This is a genomic window from Streptomyces sp. NPDC036984 (assembly GCF_055607665.1).
In genome coordinates this window covers 170,921-190,824 of the sequence record NZ_JBVJRL010000012.1, presented here as the reverse complement: position 1 = coordinate 190,824, position 19,904 = coordinate 170,921, and the positions used below count along the sequence as shown (strand labels likewise).

Here is a 19,904-nt window from a genome sequence, read left to right as displayed (position 1 = left end):
GCGACCGCAGGTCTCACACCTCGGGTGCGGGCGGCCGGTCGCGACCGTGGGTCTTACAACTCGGGTGCGGGCGGCCGGCTTTCCGCGCTGCGGAAGTCCAGCCGCCCGTCCGCGACGTCCACCGTCACCCGGCCGCCCTCGGAGACCGTGCCGTTCAGCAGCAGCCGGGACAGCTGGTTGTCCACCTCCCGCTGGATGGTGCGGCGCAGCGGCCGGGCGCCGTACTCCGGCTGGTAGCCGCGCTCGGCGAGCCAGTCGACGGCCGCGCTCGTGAACTCGACCGTGACGCCCTGCCCGTCCAGCAGCCGCCGGGTGTTCTCCAGCAACAGGTCGGTGATCTGCCGCAGTTGCTCGCTCGTCAGCTGCCGGAAGACCACGATCTCCTCGATGCGGTTGAGGAACTCCGGCCGGAAGTGCTCGCGCAGCGGCCTGAGGATCCGCTCCCGCCGCGCCTCCTCGTCCGCCTCCGCGCCCCCCGGGCCGAACCCGATCCCGCCACCGCCCCGGGTGATCGCCTCGGAGCCCAGGTTGCTGGTCATCACGATGACCGTGTTGGTGAAGTCCACCGTCCGGCCCTGGGAGTCGGTGAGCCGGCCGTCGTCCAGCACCTGGAGCAGGATGTTGAAGACGTCCGGGTGCGCCTTCTCCACCTCGTCCAGCAGGAGCAGCGAGTACGGGTGCCTGCGCACCACCTCGGTGAGCTGCCCCGCCTCCTCGTGGCCGACGTACCCGGGCGGCGCGCCCACCAGCCGGGAGACGGTGTGCCGCTCCTGGTACTCGCTCATGTCGAGCCGGACCATCCGGTCCTCGCTGCCGAACAGCGCCTCCGCGAGAGCCCGGGCCAGCTCTGTCTTGCCGACGCCGGTCGGCCCGAGGAAGAGGAAGCTGCCGATCGGCCGGTTGGGGCTCGCCAGCCCCGCACGGGACCGCAGGACCGCCTCCGCCACCACGGCGACCGCCTCCTCCTGGCCGACCACTCGCTGGTGCAGGTGCTCCTCCAGGCCGAGCAGCCGTTCCTTCTCCTCCTGGGTCAGCCGGCTGACCGGGATGCCGGTCTGCCGGGACACCACCTCGGCGATGGCCTCGGCCGTCACCTCCAGCTGCCCCTCGTCGGCCTTGTCGTCGTCGCTGGCCCGGGCGATCCGCTCCTTCAGCTCGCCGATCCGGTCGCGCAGCTCCTTGGCCTTGTCGTAGTCCTCGTCCGCGACCGCCTGGTCCTTGTCCCGGACCAGCTGTTCGACCTCGCGCTCCATCGCGCGCACGTCCGTGCCCTTGGTCCGGGCGCCGAGCCGGACCCGTGCGCCGGCCTGGTCGATCAGGTCGATCGCCTTGTCCGGCAGCCGCCGGTCGGTGAGATACCGGTCCGACAGCTCGACGGCGGCGACCAGTGCCTCGTCGGTGTACTGGACCTGGTGGTGGGCCTCGTACCGGTCGCGCAGCCCGCGCAGGATCTCGATCGTGTCCTCGATGGTCGGCTCCGGCACCAGGATCGGCTGGAAGCGGCGGGCCAGCGCCGCGTCCTTCTCGATCCGCCGGTACTCCTCCAGCGTGGTCGCGCCCACGATGTGCAGCTCGCCCCGGGCGAGGGCGGGCTTGAGGATGTTCCCGGCGTCCATCGCGCCGCCCTCCCCGCCCGAACCCGCGCCGACGACGGTGTGCAGCTCGTCGATGAACACGATCAGCCGGTCGGAGTGGGCGCGGATCTCCTCCACGATGTTGTTCAGGCGCTCCTCGAAGTCGCCCCGGTAACGGGTACCGGCCACCACCCCGGTGAGGTCCAGGGATACGACCCGGCGGCCCGCCAGGACGTCCGGCACGTCCCCGTCCGCGATCCGCTGGGCCAGGCCCTCCACGATGGCCGTCTTGCCGACGCCCGCGTCACCGATGAGCACCGGGTTGTTCTTGCCGCGCCGGGACAGCACCTCGATGGTCTGCTCGATCTCCATGTCCCGGCCGATGACCGGGTCGATCCGGTCCTGCCGGGCCAGTTCGGTCAGGTCACGGCCGTACTTGTCCAGGGTCGGCGTGCCGGTGGGCCGCTGCCGCTCCGGGCGGGGCTGGGTGCTCTCCTGGGCCTCGGGCGGGAGCGCGCCCGCCGAGAACCGGGCCGCGTGCAGGATGTGCCCGGCCGCCGAGTCCGGATTCGCGGCCAGCGCGCTCAGCACATGCTCCGGCCCGATGTACCCGGCGCCGCTGGCCCGGGCCATGTCGTGCGCGTCCAGCAGGGCCCGCTTGACGGCCGGGGTCAGCGACAGCGAGGTCGGCGGCGGCACCTCGCCCGGCGGATGCTGGACCGGGCCCGCCCGGTCGTCGATCTCCGTCGCGAGCGAGTCCGGGTCCGCGCCCGCCCGGCTCAGCAGGCTCCGGGTGGGCTCCGTCGACACGGCCGCGCGCAGCAGGTGCTGGGTGTCCAGGTCCCGGCTGCCGTGCTCGGCGGCGTACTGGGCGGCTCCTCTGACCAGCTCCCGGGCCGGCTGGCTGAGCAGGCGGCCGATGTCGATGTGGCGGCGCCCCTGCGCTCCGCCGACGGCTCCGCCGAAGAAGCGGGCCAGGAATTCACCGAAGGGGTCAGGAGGGTAGCCGTTGGTCATGGCGTTCCGTTCCTTCGCTGGCGACGTGCGGAGCGGCCGGGTAACCCGGGTGCGGGCTGTCCATGCCCACGATGACACGAGCTTTCGCGAAGGGCATGTGCAGGAACGCCCAAGTGAAGAGGTGCTTGCGCAGGTCGCGCGGGTGCGGATGGGATGGGTCCTCAGCGGTTTTCCCTTGCGGTCAGGATCCTGGGACCGTTCTCCGTGATCGCCACCGTGTGCTCCACGTGGGCCGCCCGGGAGCCGTCGCTCGTGCGCAGGGTCCAGCCGTCGTCCGCCGCGTGGTACGCGTCCCCGCCGCCCGCGATCAGCATGGGCTCGATGGCGAGGACCATGCCGGGCCGGAGCGGGAGGCCGCGGCCGGGGCGGCCCTCGTTCGGCACCTCGGGGTCCTCGTGCATACGGCGGCCCACGCCGTGGCCGCCGAAGCCGTCCGGGATGCCGTAGCCGGCCGTACGGCAGATCCGGCCGACGGCGTGGGCGATGTCGCCGATGCGGTTCCCGGCCACGGCCGCCTCGATGCCCGCCGCCAGCGCCCGCTCGGCGGTCTCGATCAGCCGCAGGTCCGCCGGGCGAGGGCGGCCCACCACGAAGCTGACCGCCGAGTCGCCGGCCCAGCCGTCCAGTACGGCGCCGCAGTCGACGGAGAGCAGGTCGCCGTCGCGCAGGCGGTACCGGGTGGGGATGCCGTGCACGATCGCGTCGTTCACCGAGGTGCAGATCACGGCCGGGAAGGGGGTCGGGGCGAAGGAGGGGCGGTAGCCGAGGAACGGCGAGGACGCACCCGCCTCCCGCAGCACCTCCCGGGCCACCTCGTCCAGCTCCAGCAGTGAGACGCCGACGCGGGCGGCCTCCCGTACGGCCGTCAGGGCCCGACCCACGACCCGGCCGGCCGCGTGCATCGCGTCGATGGACGTGTCCGTCTTCAGTTCCACCATGCCAATTACTATACCGGCTTTTAATGGGGTGGGGTGGCGGGCAGAATGGGGGCATGGTGCGCACCCCCCTCACCCCCGAAGAGCGTGAACGCGGCGAGCGGCTCGGGCGGCTGCTGCGCGAGGCGCGCGGCGGCCGGAGCATGACCGAGGTCGCCGCCGCGGCGGGCGTCTCGGCCGAGACGCTCCGCAAGATCGAGACGGGACGGGCGCCGACGCCGGCGTTCTTCACCGTGGCCGCACTGGCGGGCGCCCTCGGCCTGTCGCTGGACGAAGTCGTCGCCCGGTGTGCGCTGGTGGTCGTCTGAGGGGCGCCGCGCATCGGTCGGGATCCCGCAATGAGCTGTCCGCGCGCTGCCGGAAAACTCTGCGTAGCAAGCCCGTAACACACCTGGTGTTGCCTACCGGACGGAGTGCTGGCGGTCGGGCGGGAGCTGGGCGATGGCTGTGGAACAACTCCCCGTGGCGGTGCGGGAGTTCGCGAGCTACCTGGACGGCCTCCTGGCGCGCCTCGATCCGCGTGGCGGCTGGAGCGGGGTCTTCTGGCAGCGGGACCCCGAGGGGATGCGGGCCTGCCTGGACGGCCGCGAGGTGCCCCCGTGGGACGTCGTGGAGGCGCTGCTGGGGGACCTGGGCGCGGCGTACGGGCCCGCCGTCGCGGCGGCAGAGCGGGACCGGGCCCGCGCACTGCACGCCGCCGCGCTCACCGCGTACGACACCCGGCCCGGCGCCCGGGACGCCCTGGCCGACCGGCTCGACGTCATGCTCCGCGAGCAGCGGTACGCCGCCGAACGCCAGGCCGAACTGAGCCGCCTGCTGTCCGCGCCGGCCTCCGAGGAGGAGGCCCAGTCCCTCCGCCTCGACCTCGCCTGGGCCCGGGACGACCACGACCGCGCCACCGCCCGCTGCGCCGAACTCCGCGCTCGCCTCTCCCGCTTGGACCACCGGGTGACGCCCGGGGTGTGGGGTGCTCCCGGCGCAGAGGGGCCGCGTACCGAGCGGGTCGCCGGTGTCCGTCACTCCGGGGAGGGGGGCGGCCGGGTCGCTGATGGCGGTCGGGTGGGGCACGTTGCCCGGGAAGAGCAGGACTCCGGCGCGTCCGTGCAGGGGGGCACGCGAGTCGGAGAGGGCACCGGCGCGAGCGCGGGGGAGGGTGCGCGTGGCGGGTGGGGTGTTGATGGGGGGTCGGTGGGGGGTGCGGGGCATGGCGAGCAGGGTGCCGGCGCGAGCGCCGGGCAGGGCGTGCATGGCGGGTGGGGTGCCGAGGGGGGTCCGGTCGCTTCTGCCGTGGACCCCGCCAAGTCCCGCAAGCGGCGCCGTGGCAGTGCGCGGTTCGCCGGAATGGCCGAGGAGGAGGGGGGTGCCCCGGTCGTCGTGCCGCGGGAGCCCGCGCCGCCCGATGCCGCGGAGGGGCGTCGTGCGCCGCGCGGGGCCCGGTTCGCCGGGGCCGGGGAGCCCGGCGAGCCGGCGCCGCCCGACGCCGGGGTGGTGGACGAGGAGGCCGGCGCCGTGGTCGCCGGGGCCGTCGCGCGGCTGGCGCGGCTGCGGGCCGAGGGACGCAGTGGGGAGGCGCACGTGCTGCTGGTCGAGGCCACGCAATGGCCCGCCGGCCGGCTGCCGCTGCTCGCGGACGCCCTGCATCGGGCCGGGCTGGGTGCCGACTGGACCACGCTGCTGTGGGAGGCCGCCGCGCTGCCCGCCGAGCGGCTGGTCGCCGCCGCCGACGCGCTCGCCGCGGCCGGCCGGGACGGCGACGGCCGGCAGATGCTGCGGCAGGGCGTGGCGCGGCCCGCGGACCAGATCGGCGCGGCCGTGCTGCGGCTGGACGGCGAGGGGCGGCGCCGGGAGGTGCGGGCTCTGCTGGACGCCTACGTACGCGTCCGCGCCCCCGAGGAGGCCGCCCGGTGCGTCGCCGCCGACCCCCGGCGCCTCGTGCCCCTGCTGCTGGAGGCCGCGCTCGGCGTATCCGACGAGCGGCAGTGGGACCTCGTGCACGCGCTGCGCGTCGCCGGGCACACCACGTGACCGGAGGCGGTCGGCAGCGTCCCGATCTGCCCCGATCCGCCCCCTCGGCCGGAGGACAGGCTCACCCACAGGAGTGTGAAACGTGATCGACTCCGCGGGTTGACGACGATGGTCTTGGCAAGGGCCTCGCGGAGGCTTACGTTCGTGCCTCTACGGCCTGCTCTACGGGCGTAGAGGCTCTGACGTCGTGTCGAAGGAGCAGCTCATGGCCAACGTCGTCCGCGCCGCTCTGGTCCAGGCCACCTGGACCGGCGACACCGAGTCCATGGTCGCGAAACACGAGGAGCACGCCCGCGAGGCGGCCCGCCGGGGCGCGCGGATCATCGGATTCCAGGAAGTTTTCAACGCGCCCTACTTCTGCCAGGTCCAGGAGCCGGAACACTACCGCTGGGCCGAGCCGGTGCCCGACGGGCCGACCGTCCGCCGTATGCGGGAGCTGGCGCGCGAGACCGGCATGGTGATCGTCGTACCGGTCTTCGAGGTCGAGCAGTCCGGCTTCTACTACAACACCGCGGCGGTGATCGACGCCGACGGGACCTACCTCGGCAAGTACCGCAAGCACCACATCCCGCAGGTCAAGGGCTTCTGGGAGAAGTACTACTTCAAGCCCGGCAACCTGGGCTGGCCCGTCTTCGACACGGCCGTCGGCAAGGTCGGCGTCTACATCTGCTACGACCGGCACTTCCCCGAAGGCTGGCGTCAACTCGGCCTGAACGGCGCCCAGCTGGTGTACAACCCGTCGGCCACCCACCGGGGGCTGTCCGCCTACCTGTGGCAGCTGGAGCAGCCCGCCGCGGCCGTCGCCAACGAGTACTTCGTCGCCGCCATCAACCGGGTGGGCCAGGAGGAGTACGGCGACAACGACTTCTACGGGACGTCGTACTTCGTGGATCCGCGCGGGCAGTTCGTGGGCGAGCCGGCAAGCGACAAGACCGAGGAACTCCTCGTCCGCGACCTGGACTTCGACCTCATCGAGGAAGTGCGGCAGCAGTGGGCCTTCTACCGCGACCGCCGCCCCGACGCCTACGAAGGGCTGGTGCAGCCGTGAACGACCTGTACTCCCGCCACCGCAGGGTCATGCCCGACTGGCTCGCCCTGTACTACGACGACCCGATCGAGATCACCCACGGCGACGGGCGCCACGTCTGGGACTCCGCCGGCCGCAGGTACCTGGACTTCTTCGGCGGCATCCTGACGACGATGACCGCGCACGCGCTGCCCGAGGTGACCAAGGCGGTCAACGAGCAGGCCGGCCGGATCATCCACTCCTCCACCCTCTACCTCAACCGGCCGATGGTGGAACTCGCCGAGCGGATCGCCCAGGTGAGCGGCATCCCGGACGCCCGGGTGTTCTTCACGACCTCCGGCACCGAGGCCAACGACACCGCCCTGCTGCTCGCCACCGCCCACCGGCACAGCAACACCGTCCTGGCCATGCGCAACAGCTACCACGGCCGGTCCTTCAGCACGGTCGGCATCACCGGCAACCGCGGCTGGTCCCCGACCTCGCTCTCCCCGCTCCAGACCCTGTACGTCCACGGCGCCGTGCGCACCCGCGGGCCGTACGCCCACCTCGACGACCGCGCCTTCATCGACGCCTGTGTCGCCGACCTGAAGGACATCCTCGGCCACACCCGGCCGCCCGCCGCGCTGATCGCCGAACCCATCCAGGGCGTCGGCGGGTTCACCTCCCCGCCCGACGGACTGTACGCGGCCTTCCGCGAAGTGCTGAACGCGCACGGGATCCTGTGGATCGCGGACGAGGTGCAGACCGGCTGGGGCCGCACCGGCGAGCACTTCTGGGGCTGGCAGGCGCACGCCCGCAGCGGCCCGCCGGACATCGTCACCTTCGCCAAGGGCATCGGCAACGGCATGTCCATCGGCGGGGTCATCGCCCGCGCCGAGATCATGAACTGCCTGGACGCCAACAGCATCTCCACCTTCGGCGGCACCCAGCTCACCATGGCCGCCGGTCTCGCCAACCTCACCTATCTGCTGGAGCACGACCTCCAGGGCAACGCACGACGGGTCGGCGGACTGCTCATCGAGCGGCTGCGGGCCGTCGCCGTCCAGCTGCCCGGCGTGCGGGAGGTGCGCGGACGCGGACTGATGATCGGCATCGAGCTGGTGAAACCGGGCACCGACGAGGCCGATCCGCAGGCGGCCGCCGCCGTGCTGGAGGCGGCACGGGAGAGCGGGCTGCTCATCGGCAAGGGCGGCGGGCACAACACCAGCGCCCTGCGGATCGCCCCGCCGCTGTCGCTCACCGTCGCCGAGGCCGAGGAGGGCGCGGCGATCCTCGAACGCGCGCTGCGGAGCACGTACGAGAGCGGCTGAGCCACCCCCAGCACGCCGTCGGGGAGTACGCACGAGAGAACAGGTGTACGGCCATGACCACCACCCCGGAGTCCCGGCACACCGGGCGGCAGCCACCCGAACCCGCCCTCTCCGTGCGCCAGGTGCTGACCCTGGAGCGGGTGCTCGCCGGGGAGCCCGAGGTGGTGGCCGGTGCGGGAGGTCTCGACCGGGCGGTGCGCTGGGTGCATGTCGCCGAGGCCGCCGACGTCGGGGTGATGCTCAGCGGCGGCGAGATGGTGCTCACCACCGGGGTGCTCCTCGCCGGTGACGAGGCCAAGCAGGCCGAGTACATCCAGTCCCTGCACCGCGCGGAGGCCGCCGCCGTCGTCCTCGGCCTCGGGCGGGCCTTCCCCGCGCCGCCCGAGGTGATGCGGCGGGCCGCCGAGCGGTGCGGGCTGCCCCTGGTCGTGCTGCACCGGCCGTTCCCCTTCGCCGAGCTGACCGAGGAGGTCCAGTCCCGGCTGGTACGGCACAAGTTCGCCGCCGTCAGCCTGTCGGAGACCGTCCGCACCGCCCTGACCGGGCTGATCACGGCCGGTGCTCCGCTCCAGCGGCTGCTGGACGAGGTCGCCCGGCACAGCGGCTGCCCGGTGGTCCTCACCAACCTCGCCCACCGGGTCCTCGCCACGGCGGGGGAGCGGCCCGCGGTGGACGACGTACTGCGCGACTGGGAGCGGATCGCCCGGCAGGCCGGGGCCGCCGCGGGCGACGAGTGGATCAGCGCCGAGCTGGGCGGGCGCGGGGAGCGCTGGGGCCGGCTGCTGCTGTGCGGCTACCGGGGCGGGACGACCACCGGGCGGCTGCTCGCCGACCGGGCCGCCGAGGCGCTGGTCCTGCACCGCATGCTCGCCGGCGGCTCCGCGCAGAGCTGGGAGGAGCAGTCCGCACAGAGCCTGCTGACCGACCTCGTCTCCGGTGTCGTACCGGCCCGGCAGCTGCTGCCCCGGGCCCGGGCGGCGGGGCTGCCGGTCAACCGGCGCACCTTCGTCCCGCTCGTCGTACCCGGTGCCGATCCGGCCGGACTAGACCGGCTGCTGCGGGTGCTGGGGCTGTCCGGGCTGGTCGCCGAGCCGGCCGGCGGCGCCACCGCCGTGCTGCTCAGCCTCGCCCGCGACCAGGACGCCGAGGCGCTCACCGCGCACTTCGCGGCCCGGCTGCGCGGCGCTCCCGGGGCCGGGCCCGCGGTGGTCGCCGCCGCCGATCCACGCACCTGCTGGGACGACGTCCCGGCCGGGCTGCGCGAGGCCCGGCATGTCGCCGACGCCGTCGCCGACTCCGCCGCCGCGCTCGACCTGCCGGCCGTCGTGCGCCTCAAGGACGTCCATCTGCGCGGACTGATCCGGCTGCTGCGCGATGACCCGCAGGTGCAGTCCTTCGCCGAGCGCGAGCTGGACGGGCTGCTCGGCGAGGCCGACCCGGAACTCCTCGGCGTCCTGCGGACCTACCTCGCGACCGGCCGCAACAAGTCCCGCACCGCCCAGCTCCACCATGTCTCCCGGCCCGCCCTCTACCGCCGCCTGGAAGCCATACAGGCCCGCCTCGGCGTCGACCTGGACGATTTCGAACAGGCGGCCTCCGTACACATCGCGCTCCTCGCGCACGACGCGCAACAGCGGTGAAACATGCGACGACCTGCGACAACGGCGGTGAAACATGAGACCGCGCACACGTGACACGGTGGCACGCCGACCACCCGCGGACGTGACACGCTGCCCATCGAACCGGCCCTTCCGGCTTTCTAGGCTCACCGCACACCGACCTACCGGAGGTCCCGATGAGCCGAGTGATCCGTGCCGCCCTCTTCCAGACCGCCTGGACCGGCGACAAGGAATCCATGATCCAGGTCCACGAGCAGGCGGCCCGCGACGCCGCCGCCCAGGGCGCCCAAGTCCTCTGCTTCCAGGAGCTGTTCTACGGCCCGTACTTCTGCCAGGTCCAGGACAAGGCGTTCTACGAGTACGCCGAGCGGATCCCGGAGGGCCCGACCGTCCGGCGCTTCCAGTCCCTCGCCCGCGAGCTGGGCATCGTCCTCGTCCTGCCCATGTACGAGGAGGAGCAGCCGGGCGTGCTGTACAACACCGCGGCGGTGATCGACGCGGACGGCTCCTACCTCGGCAAGTACCGCAAGACCCACCTCCCCCAAGTCCGGGGATTCTGGGAGAAGTTCTACTTCCGCCCGGGCAACAGCGGCTGGCCCGTCTTCGACACCGCCGCCGGCCGGATCGGCGTCTACATCTGCTACGACCGCCACTTCCCGGAGGGCTGGCGGGCGTTGGGCCTCGCCGGTGCCGAGATCGTCTTCAACCCCTCGGCCACCTCGCGCGGCCTGTCCCGCTATCTGTGGCAGCTGGAGCAGCCGGCGGCGGCGGTTGCCAACGAGTACTTCGTCGGCGCGATCAACCGGGTCGGCGTGGAGGACCTGGGCGACAACGACTTCTACGGCACCACGTACTTCGTGGACCCCGAGGCCCAGTTCGTCGGCGAGGTCGCGAGCGACAAGGAGACCGAACTCGTCGTCCGCGACCTGGACCTGGCCACACTCCGCGAGGTCCGCGACCGCTGGCAGTTCTACCGCGACCGGGAGCCGGGGACCTACGGACCGCTGACGGCGCCGTAGGGCGCCCCGAAGGGGCGCGGGGAGCTGCGCGACAAGCCCCCAACGACCCGCACGCGACCACGAAGGAGAGGGCCCCATGACCCGCCGTACCGTCATCCGCGGTGGTCTCGTCATCACCGCGTCCGACGAGATCCACGCCGACGTCCTGATCGAGGACGCCCGCGTCGCCGCCCTCGCGGCGTCCGGCACCCCCGCCGCCGAGGCGTTCACCGCCGACCGGGTCATCGACGCCACCGGGAAGTACGTCATCCCGGGCGGCGTCGACGCCCACACCCACATGGAGCTGCCGTTCGGCGGCACCTCCGCCTCCGACACCTTCGAGACCGGCACCCGGGCCGCCGCCTGGGGCGGTACGACGACCATCGTGGACTTCGCGGTGCAGGGCGTCGGCCACACCCTGCGCGAGGGCCTGGACACCTGGCACGCCAAGGCCGAGGGCAACTGCGCGATCGACTACGCCTTCCACATGATCGTCTCCGATGTGAACCAGGAGACGCTCAAGGAGATGGACCTCCTGGTCGAGGAGGGGGTGACGAGCTTCAAGCAGTTCATGGCCTACCCGGGGGTCTTCTACTCCGACGACGGGCAGATCCTGCGCGCCATGCAGCGCTCCGCCGAGAACGGTGGGCTGATCATGATGCACGCCGAGAACGGCATCGCCATCGACGTGCTGGTGGAGCAGGCGCTCGCCCGCGGCGAGACCGACCCCCGCTATCACGGCGAGGTCCGCAAGGCCCTGCTGGAGGCCGAGGCCACCCACCGCGCCATCCGCCTCGCCCAGGTCGCCGGCGCCCCGCTGTACGTCGTGCACGTCTCGGCCATGGAGGCGGTCGCCGAGCTGGCACGGGCCCGCGACGAGGGACTGAACGTCTTCGGCGAGACCTGCCCGCAGTACCTGTTCCTGTCCACCGACAACCTCGCCGAACCCGGCTTCGAGGGCGCCAAGTACGTGTGCAGCACACCGCTGCGGCCGCGTGAACACCAGGCGCGGCTGTGGAGGGGACTGCGGACCAACGACCTCCAGGTCGTCTCCACCGACCACTGCCCCTTCTGCTTCGTGGGCCAGAAGGAGCTGGGCCGCGGCGACTTCTCCAGGATTCCCAACGGGCTGCCGGGTGTGGAGAACCGCATGGACCTGCTCCACCAGGCGGTCGTGGACGGGCACATCTCCCGCCGCCGCTGGATCGAGATCGCCTGTGCCACCCCGGCCCGGATGTTCGGCCTGTACCCGAAGAAGGGCACCATCACCCCGGGCGCCGACGCGGACGTCGTCGTCTACGACCCGCACGCCGAGCAGGTGATGTCCGCCGAGACCCACCACATGAACGTCGACTACTCGGCGTACGAGGGCACACGCGTCACCGGCCGTGTCGAGACGGTTCTGTCGCGCGGCGAACTCGTCATCGACCAGCGGGAGTACACCGGACGCGCCGGGCACGGCGTCTACACCCCGCGCTCCACCTGTCAGTACCTCACCTAGGAGTGCCCGCTATGGACTTCGGACTCGTCCTCCAGACCGACCCACCGGCCTCCCGCGTCATCAGCCTGATGAAACGGGCCGAGCGCAACGGCTTCACGTACGGATGGACCTTCGACTCCGCCGTGCTCTGGCAGGAGCCCTTCGTGATCTACAGCCAGATCCTGGCCAACACCTCGAAGCTCAAGGTGGGCCCGATGGTCACCAACCCGGGCACCCGCACCTGGGAGGTCACCGCCTCCACCTTCGCCACCCTCAACGACATGTTCGGCAACCGGACCGTCTGCGGCATCGGCCGCGGCGACTCCGCGATGCGCGTGGCCGGCCGCAAACCCAACACCCTCGCCCGGATCAGCGAGGCGATGAAGGTCATCCGCGCCCTCGGCCGCGGCGAGGAGGCCGACCTCGGCGGCACGAAGATCCGGTTCCCGTGGATCAAGGAGGGCGCCGAACTCCCCGTCTGGATGGCCGCGTACGGCCCGAAGGCGCTGAAGATGACCGGTGAGGAGGCCGACGGGTTCATCCTCCAGCTCGCCGACCTGTACCTGACCGAGTACATGGTGAAGGCCGTCAAGGACGCGGCCGTCGCCGCCGGCCGCGATCCGTCCGAGGTGCGCATCTGCGTCGCCGCCCCGGCGTACGTCACCGAGGACGATTCGCCCGAGGCCCTCGCCCACGCCCGCGAACAGTGCCGCTGGTTCGGCGGCATGGTCGGCAACCACGTCGCCGACCTGGTGTCCAAGTACGGCGCACACTCCGCCCAGGTCCCCGACGTACTCACCGACTACATCCAGGCACGGCAGGGCTACGACTACGCCCACCACGGGCGCAGCGGCAACCCGGACACCGCGTTCGTGCCCGACGAGATCGTGGACCGGTTCTGTGTCATCGGCCCGGCCGAGAAGCACATCGAGAAACTGACCGCGCTCCGCGCACTGGGCGTCGACCAGTTCGCGGTGTACGACATGCACGACGCCCAGGAGGCCACCATCGACGCCTACGGCACGACGGTGATCCCGGCCCTCCACGCCTGACCCCGTTCCCCGAGCCCCCACGCCCCTCTTGGTCTCCCCTCCCCGCCGTCCCGGGGAGGGGGCTGGTGCCCGCACGGCCTCTCCCGATCCGCCTCTCCCCGATTGGCCAGCCCATGACCGACACCGCTCCCACGGCCATACCGATATCCGGCCAGGTCACCCTCCCCGACGGGCGCGTGGAACTCGCCCCCGGCACGCCCCCGCCCAGCGGCCCCTACGCCAACGAGGACCTGCTCCCGGTCCCCGCGGCGAGACGCACCTGGACCACGTACAACTTCTCCGCCCTGTGGGTCGGCATGGCCCACAACACCGCGTCCTGGACCCTCGCCTCCGGGCTGATCGCGGTGGGCATGGACTGGAAGCAGGCGGTGTTCACCATCGCCCTCGCCAACCTGATCGTCCTGGTCCCGATGCTGCTGACCGGGCACGCGGGCCCCAAGTACGGCATCCCCTTCCCCGTCTTCGCCCGCGCCTCCTTCGGCGTGCGCGGCGCCAACCTGCCCGCCGTCGTACGGGCTTTGGTGGCGTGCGGCTGGTTCGGCATCCAGACCTGGATCGGCGGCGAGGCGATCTACTTCCTCGCCGGGAAACTGATCGGCGACAGCTGGTCGAACGCCGCGCACCTCGGCGGCCACGCGTGGACCATGTGGCTGTCGTTCGCGATCTTCTGGGCCGTCCAGGTCGCGATCATCCACCGGGGCATGGAGACCATCCGCCGCTTCGAGAACTGGGCCGCGCCCTTCGTCCTCGTCGGCGCGTTCGTGATGCTGTGGTGGATGAGCAGCAAGGCCGGCGGCGTCGGCCCGCTCTTCGACCAGCCGTCCAGGCTCGGCTGGGGCGGCGATTTCTGGAAGCTGTTCTGGCCCTCCCTCATGGGCATGATCGGCTTCTGGTCCACGCTGTCGCTGAACATCCCCGACTTCACCCGCTACGGCAGGAGCCAGCGGGCGCAGACCTGGGGCCAGGCCCTCGGTCTGCCGACCACCATGACCCTCTTCGCCTTCCTCTCGGTGCTGGTGACCTCCGGCTCGCAGGCGGTCTACGGCAAGCCGGTCTGGGATCCCGTGCAGCTGGCGGCCAAGACGGACAACGTGGCCGGGCTGCTGTACGCGCTCGTGACCGTCCTGGTGGCGACCCTGTCGGTGAACATCGCGGCCAATCTGGTCTCCCCGGCCTTCGACTTCTCCAACGTAGCTCCCCGCAAGGTGAGTTTCCGCGCCGGCGCCCTGATCACCGCGGTCCTCGCCGTGCTGATCTTCCCGTGGAAGCTGTACTCCGACCCGCAGGGCTACATCTTCACCTGGCTCGGCCTGGTCGGCGGCCTGCTCGGCACGGTCGCGGGCATCCTCGTCGCCGACTACTGGCTGCTGCGCCGCACCCGCCTGGACCTCGCCGACCTCTACCGGGCGGGCGGCCGCTACTGGTACGCGGGCGGCTGGAACTGGCGGGCGGTCGTCGCCTTCCTGGCCGGCGGTGTCCTCGCGGTCGGCGGGGCGAGCTTCGAGCCCCTCATCGACGGCCGCCCGGTCCCGGCGCTGTCCTCCCTCGCCGACTACGGCTGGGCGGTGGGCCTCGGCACCTCCCTGGTGCTCTACCTGACGCTGACCCTGGCCACGGGCCGGGACCGGCGAACCGGCTGAACGGCCGGCCGGGGGCGCCGGCCCCCGGCGCGGCGAGCGGCGGACGGGATCCGGCCGTCCGGTGCCGCGGCGGACCGGGCGGAAACCGGCCGGGAGCCGGGCGTTGTCCGGCAGGATGCCGGTGAGGTGCGCCGGACCCGGCTGCCGGCTCAGGGAAACGGGCACCATGGAGGCGGAGGGGATGACGCATGAGTGACGCCGGGACCGCACCCGTGGCCGACCGCGCCGCCGCCGCGCTCGCCCGCGCGGACGGGTTCTCCGTACCGGTCGAACCGGCGGCGTACCAGGGCCTGCGAGGACCGGAACTCGACGCTCTCACCGGCGAACTGGAGTCACTGTCAGCCGAGTCGACGGGCGCGGAGGGCGGTGCGGCAACGGCCGCCGCGGTGGCGGCACGGCTCGGCCGGTGCCGGGCCGTGCGGTTCCTCCTGGCTGGCGACCCGGCCGACCGGGAGCGGGCGCTGGCCCTGCTGACCGAGGCCCGTACCTCGGCCCTGCTCGGCGCGGAGCAGCGGGAGGCCGCCTACCGGGACCTCGTCGCCCTGGTCGGCTCGCGGATGGTGCGGCTGAGCGCCGATGTCACCGCCGAACCCTCGCACGGGATGACCACCGACCGGCTGCTGTCCTTCGTCACGCTCGGCAGTCCCCTCACCGAGGGCGGTCCGGGCCTGGTGGAGGACAGCGCCCTGCTCGTCCGGCTGCTGCTGGAGCGCGAGCACCCGCAGATGACGCCCCAACTCCGCGAGAGGCTGCGCACGTTCGGCGAGATGAGCGACGCGCTCCTGGCCGGTGACATGCGAACCGTCGTCCGCGGGGGCCGGCACATCCTCGACACCATGGCGGGCGCAGCGCTGCCGTCACCGCTCAGCTCCCTGCTGCCCTTGCTGCTCGGCCACATGGAGCATTCCCTCGCCGCGCCCGTGTCACAGCCGCAGGAGCCCGGCGGCACGCCGCCCGACGACGACACCGACACCTCCGTGCACGTCCGGCACACCATGACCCAGCTCCTGGCCATGGCCGAGGTGACGTCACCCGGGACCGTGGAGTCCCGGAACATGTCCGAGCTCCTCGCCGAACTGTCGGGAGAGCGAACCCAGGGGGAGGACGGCCGAGCCCCCCTGCCGTCCAGGATGGTCGCCGCCCTCGTCCATGTCGCCCTCGCCGTACGGACCGGCGACCTGGGCGGCTTCCGGGAGGCGCTCCGGCTGATGCACGAGGCGTCGGCGCACGGAGAACTCGACAGCCGCACACACGGCGAATGGCTGCGCACCGTGGTGCCCGGACTGCTCCTCGCGGCCGCCCTCACCGGCGGCAGCCTCCAGGACGAGGACATGGCCCGGGAGCTGTTCGAAGCCCTGCGGTGGGACGACGACCCCACGAGTGTCATCGCCGCCAACCTGCGCATGTGCGGGGAGGCCTTCCGCTGCCAGGTGCGGCTGACGTCCGCCCTGGACCGGGGCGACGCCAGGGCCGTCGAGGACGTCATCGACACCGTGTGCGAGCTGGAACTGGACGAGACCTACGACGCCGCCGAGGACTGGACCGGCGCCCTGACCGGCTTCGTTCTCGGTCTCGCCTACCTGGGCCGCGTCGTGCTCGCCACGACGGCGGAGGACCGGACCACCGAGCTGCGCGCGGCCGTGCACCACCTCCGGCGGGCCGTGGAGACGTCGGTCGACATGCCCGTCCTGCGCAGCCTCCTGGACATCACCTGGGCCCCGCTGATCACCCTCACCGCGATCGCCGAGTCGGACCCGAGCCGCATCGCCGACGGCGTACGGCGCGCCAGGGCCGCCCTGGAAACCGCCGGATTCACCTCCGACTTCCGGCCGCGGGCACGCGCCGGCATCGCGCTCGCCCTGGACACCCTGCACCTGTTCACCGGGGACGCCGAGGCGCTGGACGAGGCGATCGCCGAGCTGGCGCAGGCGCTGACGGAACTGCCCGACGGCGGGCCGGGCGGCGCCCGGCTCACCTGGGACCTGGCCGCGCTGCGCGCCAAGCGCGCCTCCCTGCGGGCCGGCGCGCCGGGCGCCGACGACGACCTGCGGGCCGCCGTCGGGCTCGCCCGCACCTCCCTGCGGCTCTCCGCCGACGACGTGCTGCTCCAGCAGGGCGTCGGCCGCGGCCTGCGCATCGCGCGCGCGGCGGCCGACCGGGGCCGCGCGGCGGCCTTCTGGGCGCTGCGCGCCGGACTCGCCGAGGAGGCGATCGGGTGTCTGGAGGCGGGCCGTTCCCTGGTGCTCGGCGCGGCGGCCGTCTCGGCGGGCGTCGCCGACCGGCTGGCGGCCCTCGGCGAGCGGGAACTGGCCGAGCGCTGGCGCGCCGCCGCCGACCCCGCCGGAGAGCCGGGCGACGACCGCTCCCTCCTGGAGCTGTCCGCCGACGCGGGCACCCCCGGTGAGCTGTGGAGCCGCTCCCCGCTGGAGGTGCTGGCCGCGGCCGGCGCGGGCGCTCCCGGCCTCCCCGGCGACCTGCGCCGCCGCTCGCTGGACGTGCTGCGGGCGCGGGACGGGGCCGGCGTACAGCCGGTGCTCGCCACCGTGAGCGACCTGCGCGCCGGGTTGCGGGCCACCGGGGCGGACGCGCTGCTGTACCTGGTTCCCGGCCTGGACACCGCGGACGGAGCCGTCCTGGCCGTGACCCGCGACGGCCCCGTCGAGGCGCTGTCCCTGCCCGCGCTGACCCCCGACGGCCGCCGGCCCGTCACCGCGTACCTGGCGGCCGGGGCGGACTTACAGGACCTGCTCGCCGCCGACGGCACCGCGGGCCCGAGGGACGGGGACAGTGCCGAACGGCGCCGCCGGCTGCGCGCCCTGGACGACATGTGCGCGTGGGCCGGCGAGGTCCTCGGCCCCGCCCTGGACCACCTCGGCCTGTGGGACCGCGCCCTCACCGAGGCCGGCTTCCGCACCCCCTCGGCGCCGGCCCCCGGCACCGACGCGGTACGCCTGGTCCTGGTCCCCTGCGGCGAGCTGGGCGTCGTACCGTGGCAGGCGGCCGTGCTGGAGCCGCCCGCCGGCCATGACGTGCCGCGTCCCGTCCGGGCCTGCGAGGTCGCCGTCCTCACACATGCCGCCTCCGGGCGGGAGTTCCTGCGCGCCGCGGCCCGCCGGCGCATGCCCCTCGCCGAGCGGCCGGCCCTGGTCTTCCACGGCGGTGCCGATCTGGAGTGGGCCGAGGAGGAGATCGACACGCTCGCGGCCGTCCTCTACCCGGGTGCGGTGATCCACCGCCCCTACGAGGACCCCGCCACCCCGGAGACGGTCCTCGCCCTGCTCGGCGCCCGGGCCGCCGCCCCCGCCACCCTGGTCCATATCGCCAGTCACGGCCTGGCCGGTCCTGACCCCACCCGGTCGGCCATCCGGCTGGCCGCGCCGGCCGGGGCCGGGACGTCGCCCGGCGCCGACGCGGAACTCACGCTGAGCACCCTGCTGGAGACGCCCGCCGAGGGCGACGCCTACCGCTCGGCCGGCCCCCTCGTGGTGTGCGGCGGCTGCGAGACGGACCTCACCACCCGCGACCACGACGAGGCCCTGACCGTCACCTCGGTCATGGTCCACCGGCTGGCCGCCGACGCCATCGGCTCCCGGTGGAAGGTCGACGACATGCGGTCGGAGCTGCTCATGCTCGTCCTGCACGATGCGCTCGCCCGCGGGCTGGCCCCGCCGGACGCGCTGCGCGCCGCCCAGCGCTGGATGCTCACCCCGCCGGACGAACGCCCGCCCGTCCCGGCGCTGAAGGGCATCGCGGCCCGCCGTCTCGCGGAGGACTTCCGCGACCGGCCCGACACCTGGGCGGCCTTCGTCCACCACGGCAATCCGGCACCGGCGGCACCCCGGCGAGAGAAGGGAGAACCCGTATGACAGCGGAGGACCTGCTGAAGCTCCTGGAGAGCCACTGGACCACGGTCATCACCGGGCTCGACGACGACGAACTGGCCCGACTCGCCGACGCACTGGGCGAGGTGAGGGAGCAGGCCGCCGTGCCGAACCCGCCGGGCGTCGAACGCGCCGTACGCCGGCTCAAGCGCACGCTGTCCGCACTGCCACCCGACCACCCCGTGTCCGAGGCGCTCGGCGGCGACCGCTACGCCGCCGGCCCCCGTGAACTGCCCGCCCTCACCACGGTCGACGCGGTGATCGACGTCCTCGGCACCCCGCCGCCCGACCCCGGTGAGCTGCTGCGGGCGGCCCGCCGGCGGCTCCTCGCCGTACCGGCGCTGACCGAGGACGAGCACGCCGCGCTGGCCGGGGCCGGGCACGACCCCGGACGCGCGGGGCTGATCCGGCTCCGCGACCCGGAGCGCGGCATCCGCTACCCCCGCTTCCAGTTCCGGCCCGGTACGGCCGAACCGCTGCCGGTCGTCCGCCGGATCAACGAGCTGCTCCGCGCGGACCGCGACCCCTGGGGAGCCGCCGACTGGTGGCTGGGCGGCAACCGGTGGCTGGGCGGCGTCCCCGCGGAGCTGCTCGGGTCCCTCCCCGACGACGCACTGGAACGCGCCGCCGCCGAACTGGTGGGAGCGTCCTGATGGGGGGCCAACTTCCGCCCCGGGGTGTCGCCATGAAACCGCGGCTCCACACCCTCCCGGCGGGCACCGTGCTGTGGCGGTGCCACGAGGAGCGGTACGCGGCCGCCGAGTTCAACCCGAACGTCGCGCACGAGTTCTTCAAGGGCAGCCGCTTCGACCCCACCGAGAAGGACCCCTACCCCTACCTCTACGCCGCCCTCGACCCGGTCACCGCACTCTCCGAAGTGCTGCTGCGCTCCGTGGAGTTCGGCGACGACGGGGTGCGCCAGATTCCCTGGGCGCAGGCGTCCCGGTACGTGCTCTCCGCCGTCCGCACCACGGCGGACCTCTTGCTGGTGGACCTCACGACCGCCGAGGGGCTGGCCGCCGCCTGGCAGGACGACTGGCTGATCGACACCGAGGAGTACGCCGGCACCCGCTACTGGGTCCGGGTGATCCGCGAACGCTGCGGCGAGGTGCAGGGGCTGTGGTGGACATCCAAACGGTGCCGGCCCCGTCCGGCGCTCCAGCTGTTCCAGGACCGCTGCCCGGACGCACCCCTCGACCCCCGTCCGCGGGAGTGCCTGCGGCTCGCGTCCACGGACGACGTACGCAAGGTCAACCGGCTGCTGGCACCTCTGCACGCGGTCGTCTCCAGCCCGGAGCGGTGACGAGCACGACGTGATCCGCCCCGGCCCTCCGAGGGGGGCCGGG

Annotated in this window: 14 protein-coding genes; 12 read left to right on the top strand and 2 right to left on the bottom strand. The window is 73.3% G+C overall.

Translation table 11 applies throughout. From position 1 onward, the window contains the following. Positions 1-53: 53 nt before the first annotated feature. Positions 54-2,591: an ATP-dependent Clp protease ATP-binding subunit gene (locus ACZ7DL_RS22790; protein ID WP_470776422.1), complete on the bottom strand. Its 2,538-nt coding sequence runs from the start codon at positions 2,589-2,591 to the stop codon at positions 54-56. Between the two features lie 161 nt (positions 2,592-2,752). Continuing rightward, on the bottom strand, positions 2,753-3,529 hold the full coding sequence (gene map, locus ACZ7DL_RS22785) for a type I methionyl aminopeptidase (RefSeq protein ID WP_470776420.1): 777 nt from the start codon (positions 3,527-3,529) through the stop codon (positions 2,753-2,755). A gap of 53 nt (positions 3,530-3,582) precedes the next feature. On the opposite strand from map, the gene ACZ7DL_RS22780 reads away from it, so the two are divergent. The 12 genes from ACZ7DL_RS22780 to ACZ7DL_RS22725 all read left to right on the top strand — a co-directional run bounded on the left by ACZ7DL_RS22780 (position 3,583) and on the right by ACZ7DL_RS22725 (position 19,861). Next, positions 3,583-3,834: a helix-turn-helix domain-containing protein gene (locus ACZ7DL_RS22780; RefSeq protein ID WP_470776418.1), complete on the top strand. Its 252-nt coding sequence runs from the start codon at positions 3,583-3,585 to the stop codon at positions 3,832-3,834. Positions 3,835-3,967: 133 nt separating this feature from the next. Further along, the gene (locus ACZ7DL_RS22775) at positions 3,968-5,551 is read left to right on the top strand and encodes a hypothetical protein (protein ID WP_470776416.1); all 1,584 of its coding nucleotides are present in this window, start codon (positions 3,968-3,970) and stop codon (positions 5,549-5,551) included. 205 nt (positions 5,552-5,756) lie between these two features. Continuing rightward, positions 5,757-6,599 (top strand): nitrilase-related carbon-nitrogen hydrolase, encoded by an 843-nt coding sequence (locus ACZ7DL_RS22770; RefSeq protein ID WP_470776414.1) that lies wholly within the window; start codon positions 5,757-5,759, stop codon positions 6,597-6,599. Then, positions 6,596-7,888, top strand: a complete 1,293-nt coding sequence (locus ACZ7DL_RS22765) for an aspartate aminotransferase family protein (protein ID WP_470776412.1) — start codon at positions 6,596-6,598, stop codon at positions 7,886-7,888. The genes ACZ7DL_RS22770 and ACZ7DL_RS22765 overlap by 4 nt, the downstream gene beginning before the upstream one ends. Before the next feature lie 53 nt (positions 7,889-7,941). Then, positions 7,942-9,528, top strand: coding sequence for a PucR family transcriptional regulator (locus ACZ7DL_RS22760; protein WP_470776411.1), 1,587 nt, complete (start codon positions 7,942-7,944; stop codon positions 9,526-9,528). Positions 9,529-9,683: 155 nt separating this feature from the next. After that, positions 9,684-10,526: a nitrilase-related carbon-nitrogen hydrolase gene (locus ACZ7DL_RS22755; RefSeq protein WP_470776409.1), complete on the top strand. Its 843-nt coding sequence runs from the start codon at positions 9,684-9,686 to the stop codon at positions 10,524-10,526. Positions 10,527-10,602: 76 nt separating this feature from the next. Beyond that, positions 10,603-12,006, top strand: coding sequence for a dihydropyrimidinase (gene hydA, locus ACZ7DL_RS22750; RefSeq protein WP_470776408.1), 1,404 nt, complete (start codon positions 10,603-10,605; stop codon positions 12,004-12,006). Between the two features lie 11 nt (positions 12,007-12,017). Further along, positions 12,018-13,037 (top strand): TIGR03842 family LLM class F420-dependent oxidoreductase, encoded by a 1,020-nt coding sequence (locus ACZ7DL_RS22745; protein ID WP_470776407.1) that lies wholly within the window; start codon positions 12,018-12,020, stop codon positions 13,035-13,037. Positions 13,038-13,150: 113 nt separating this feature from the next. Continuing rightward, on the top strand, positions 13,151-14,677 hold the full coding sequence (locus ACZ7DL_RS22740; RefSeq protein ID WP_470776406.1) for an NCS1 family nucleobase:cation symporter-1: 1,527 nt from the start codon (positions 13,151-13,153) through the stop codon (positions 14,675-14,677). Between the two features lie 188 nt (positions 14,678-14,865). Further along, positions 14,866-18,543 carry a CHAT domain-containing protein gene (locus tag ACZ7DL_RS22735; RefSeq protein WP_470776404.1) on the top strand — a complete coding sequence of 1,226 codons (3,678 nt, stop codon included), beginning with the start codon at positions 14,866-14,868 and terminating at the stop codon, positions 18,541-18,543. Further along, the gene (locus ACZ7DL_RS22730; protein ID WP_470776402.1) at positions 18,540-19,211 is read left to right on the top strand and encodes a serine/threonine-protein kinase; all 672 of its coding nucleotides are present in this window, start codon (positions 18,540-18,542) and stop codon (positions 19,209-19,211) included. Before ACZ7DL_RS22735 ends, ACZ7DL_RS22730 begins: the two co-directional genes overlap by 4 nt. Positions 19,212-19,243: 32 nt before the next feature. Continuing rightward, entirely contained in the window at positions 19,244-19,861 is a 618-nt protein-coding gene (locus tag ACZ7DL_RS22725; protein WP_470776400.1) for an RES family NAD+ phosphorylase, read from the top strand. Positions 19,862-19,904 lie beyond the last annotated feature (43 nt).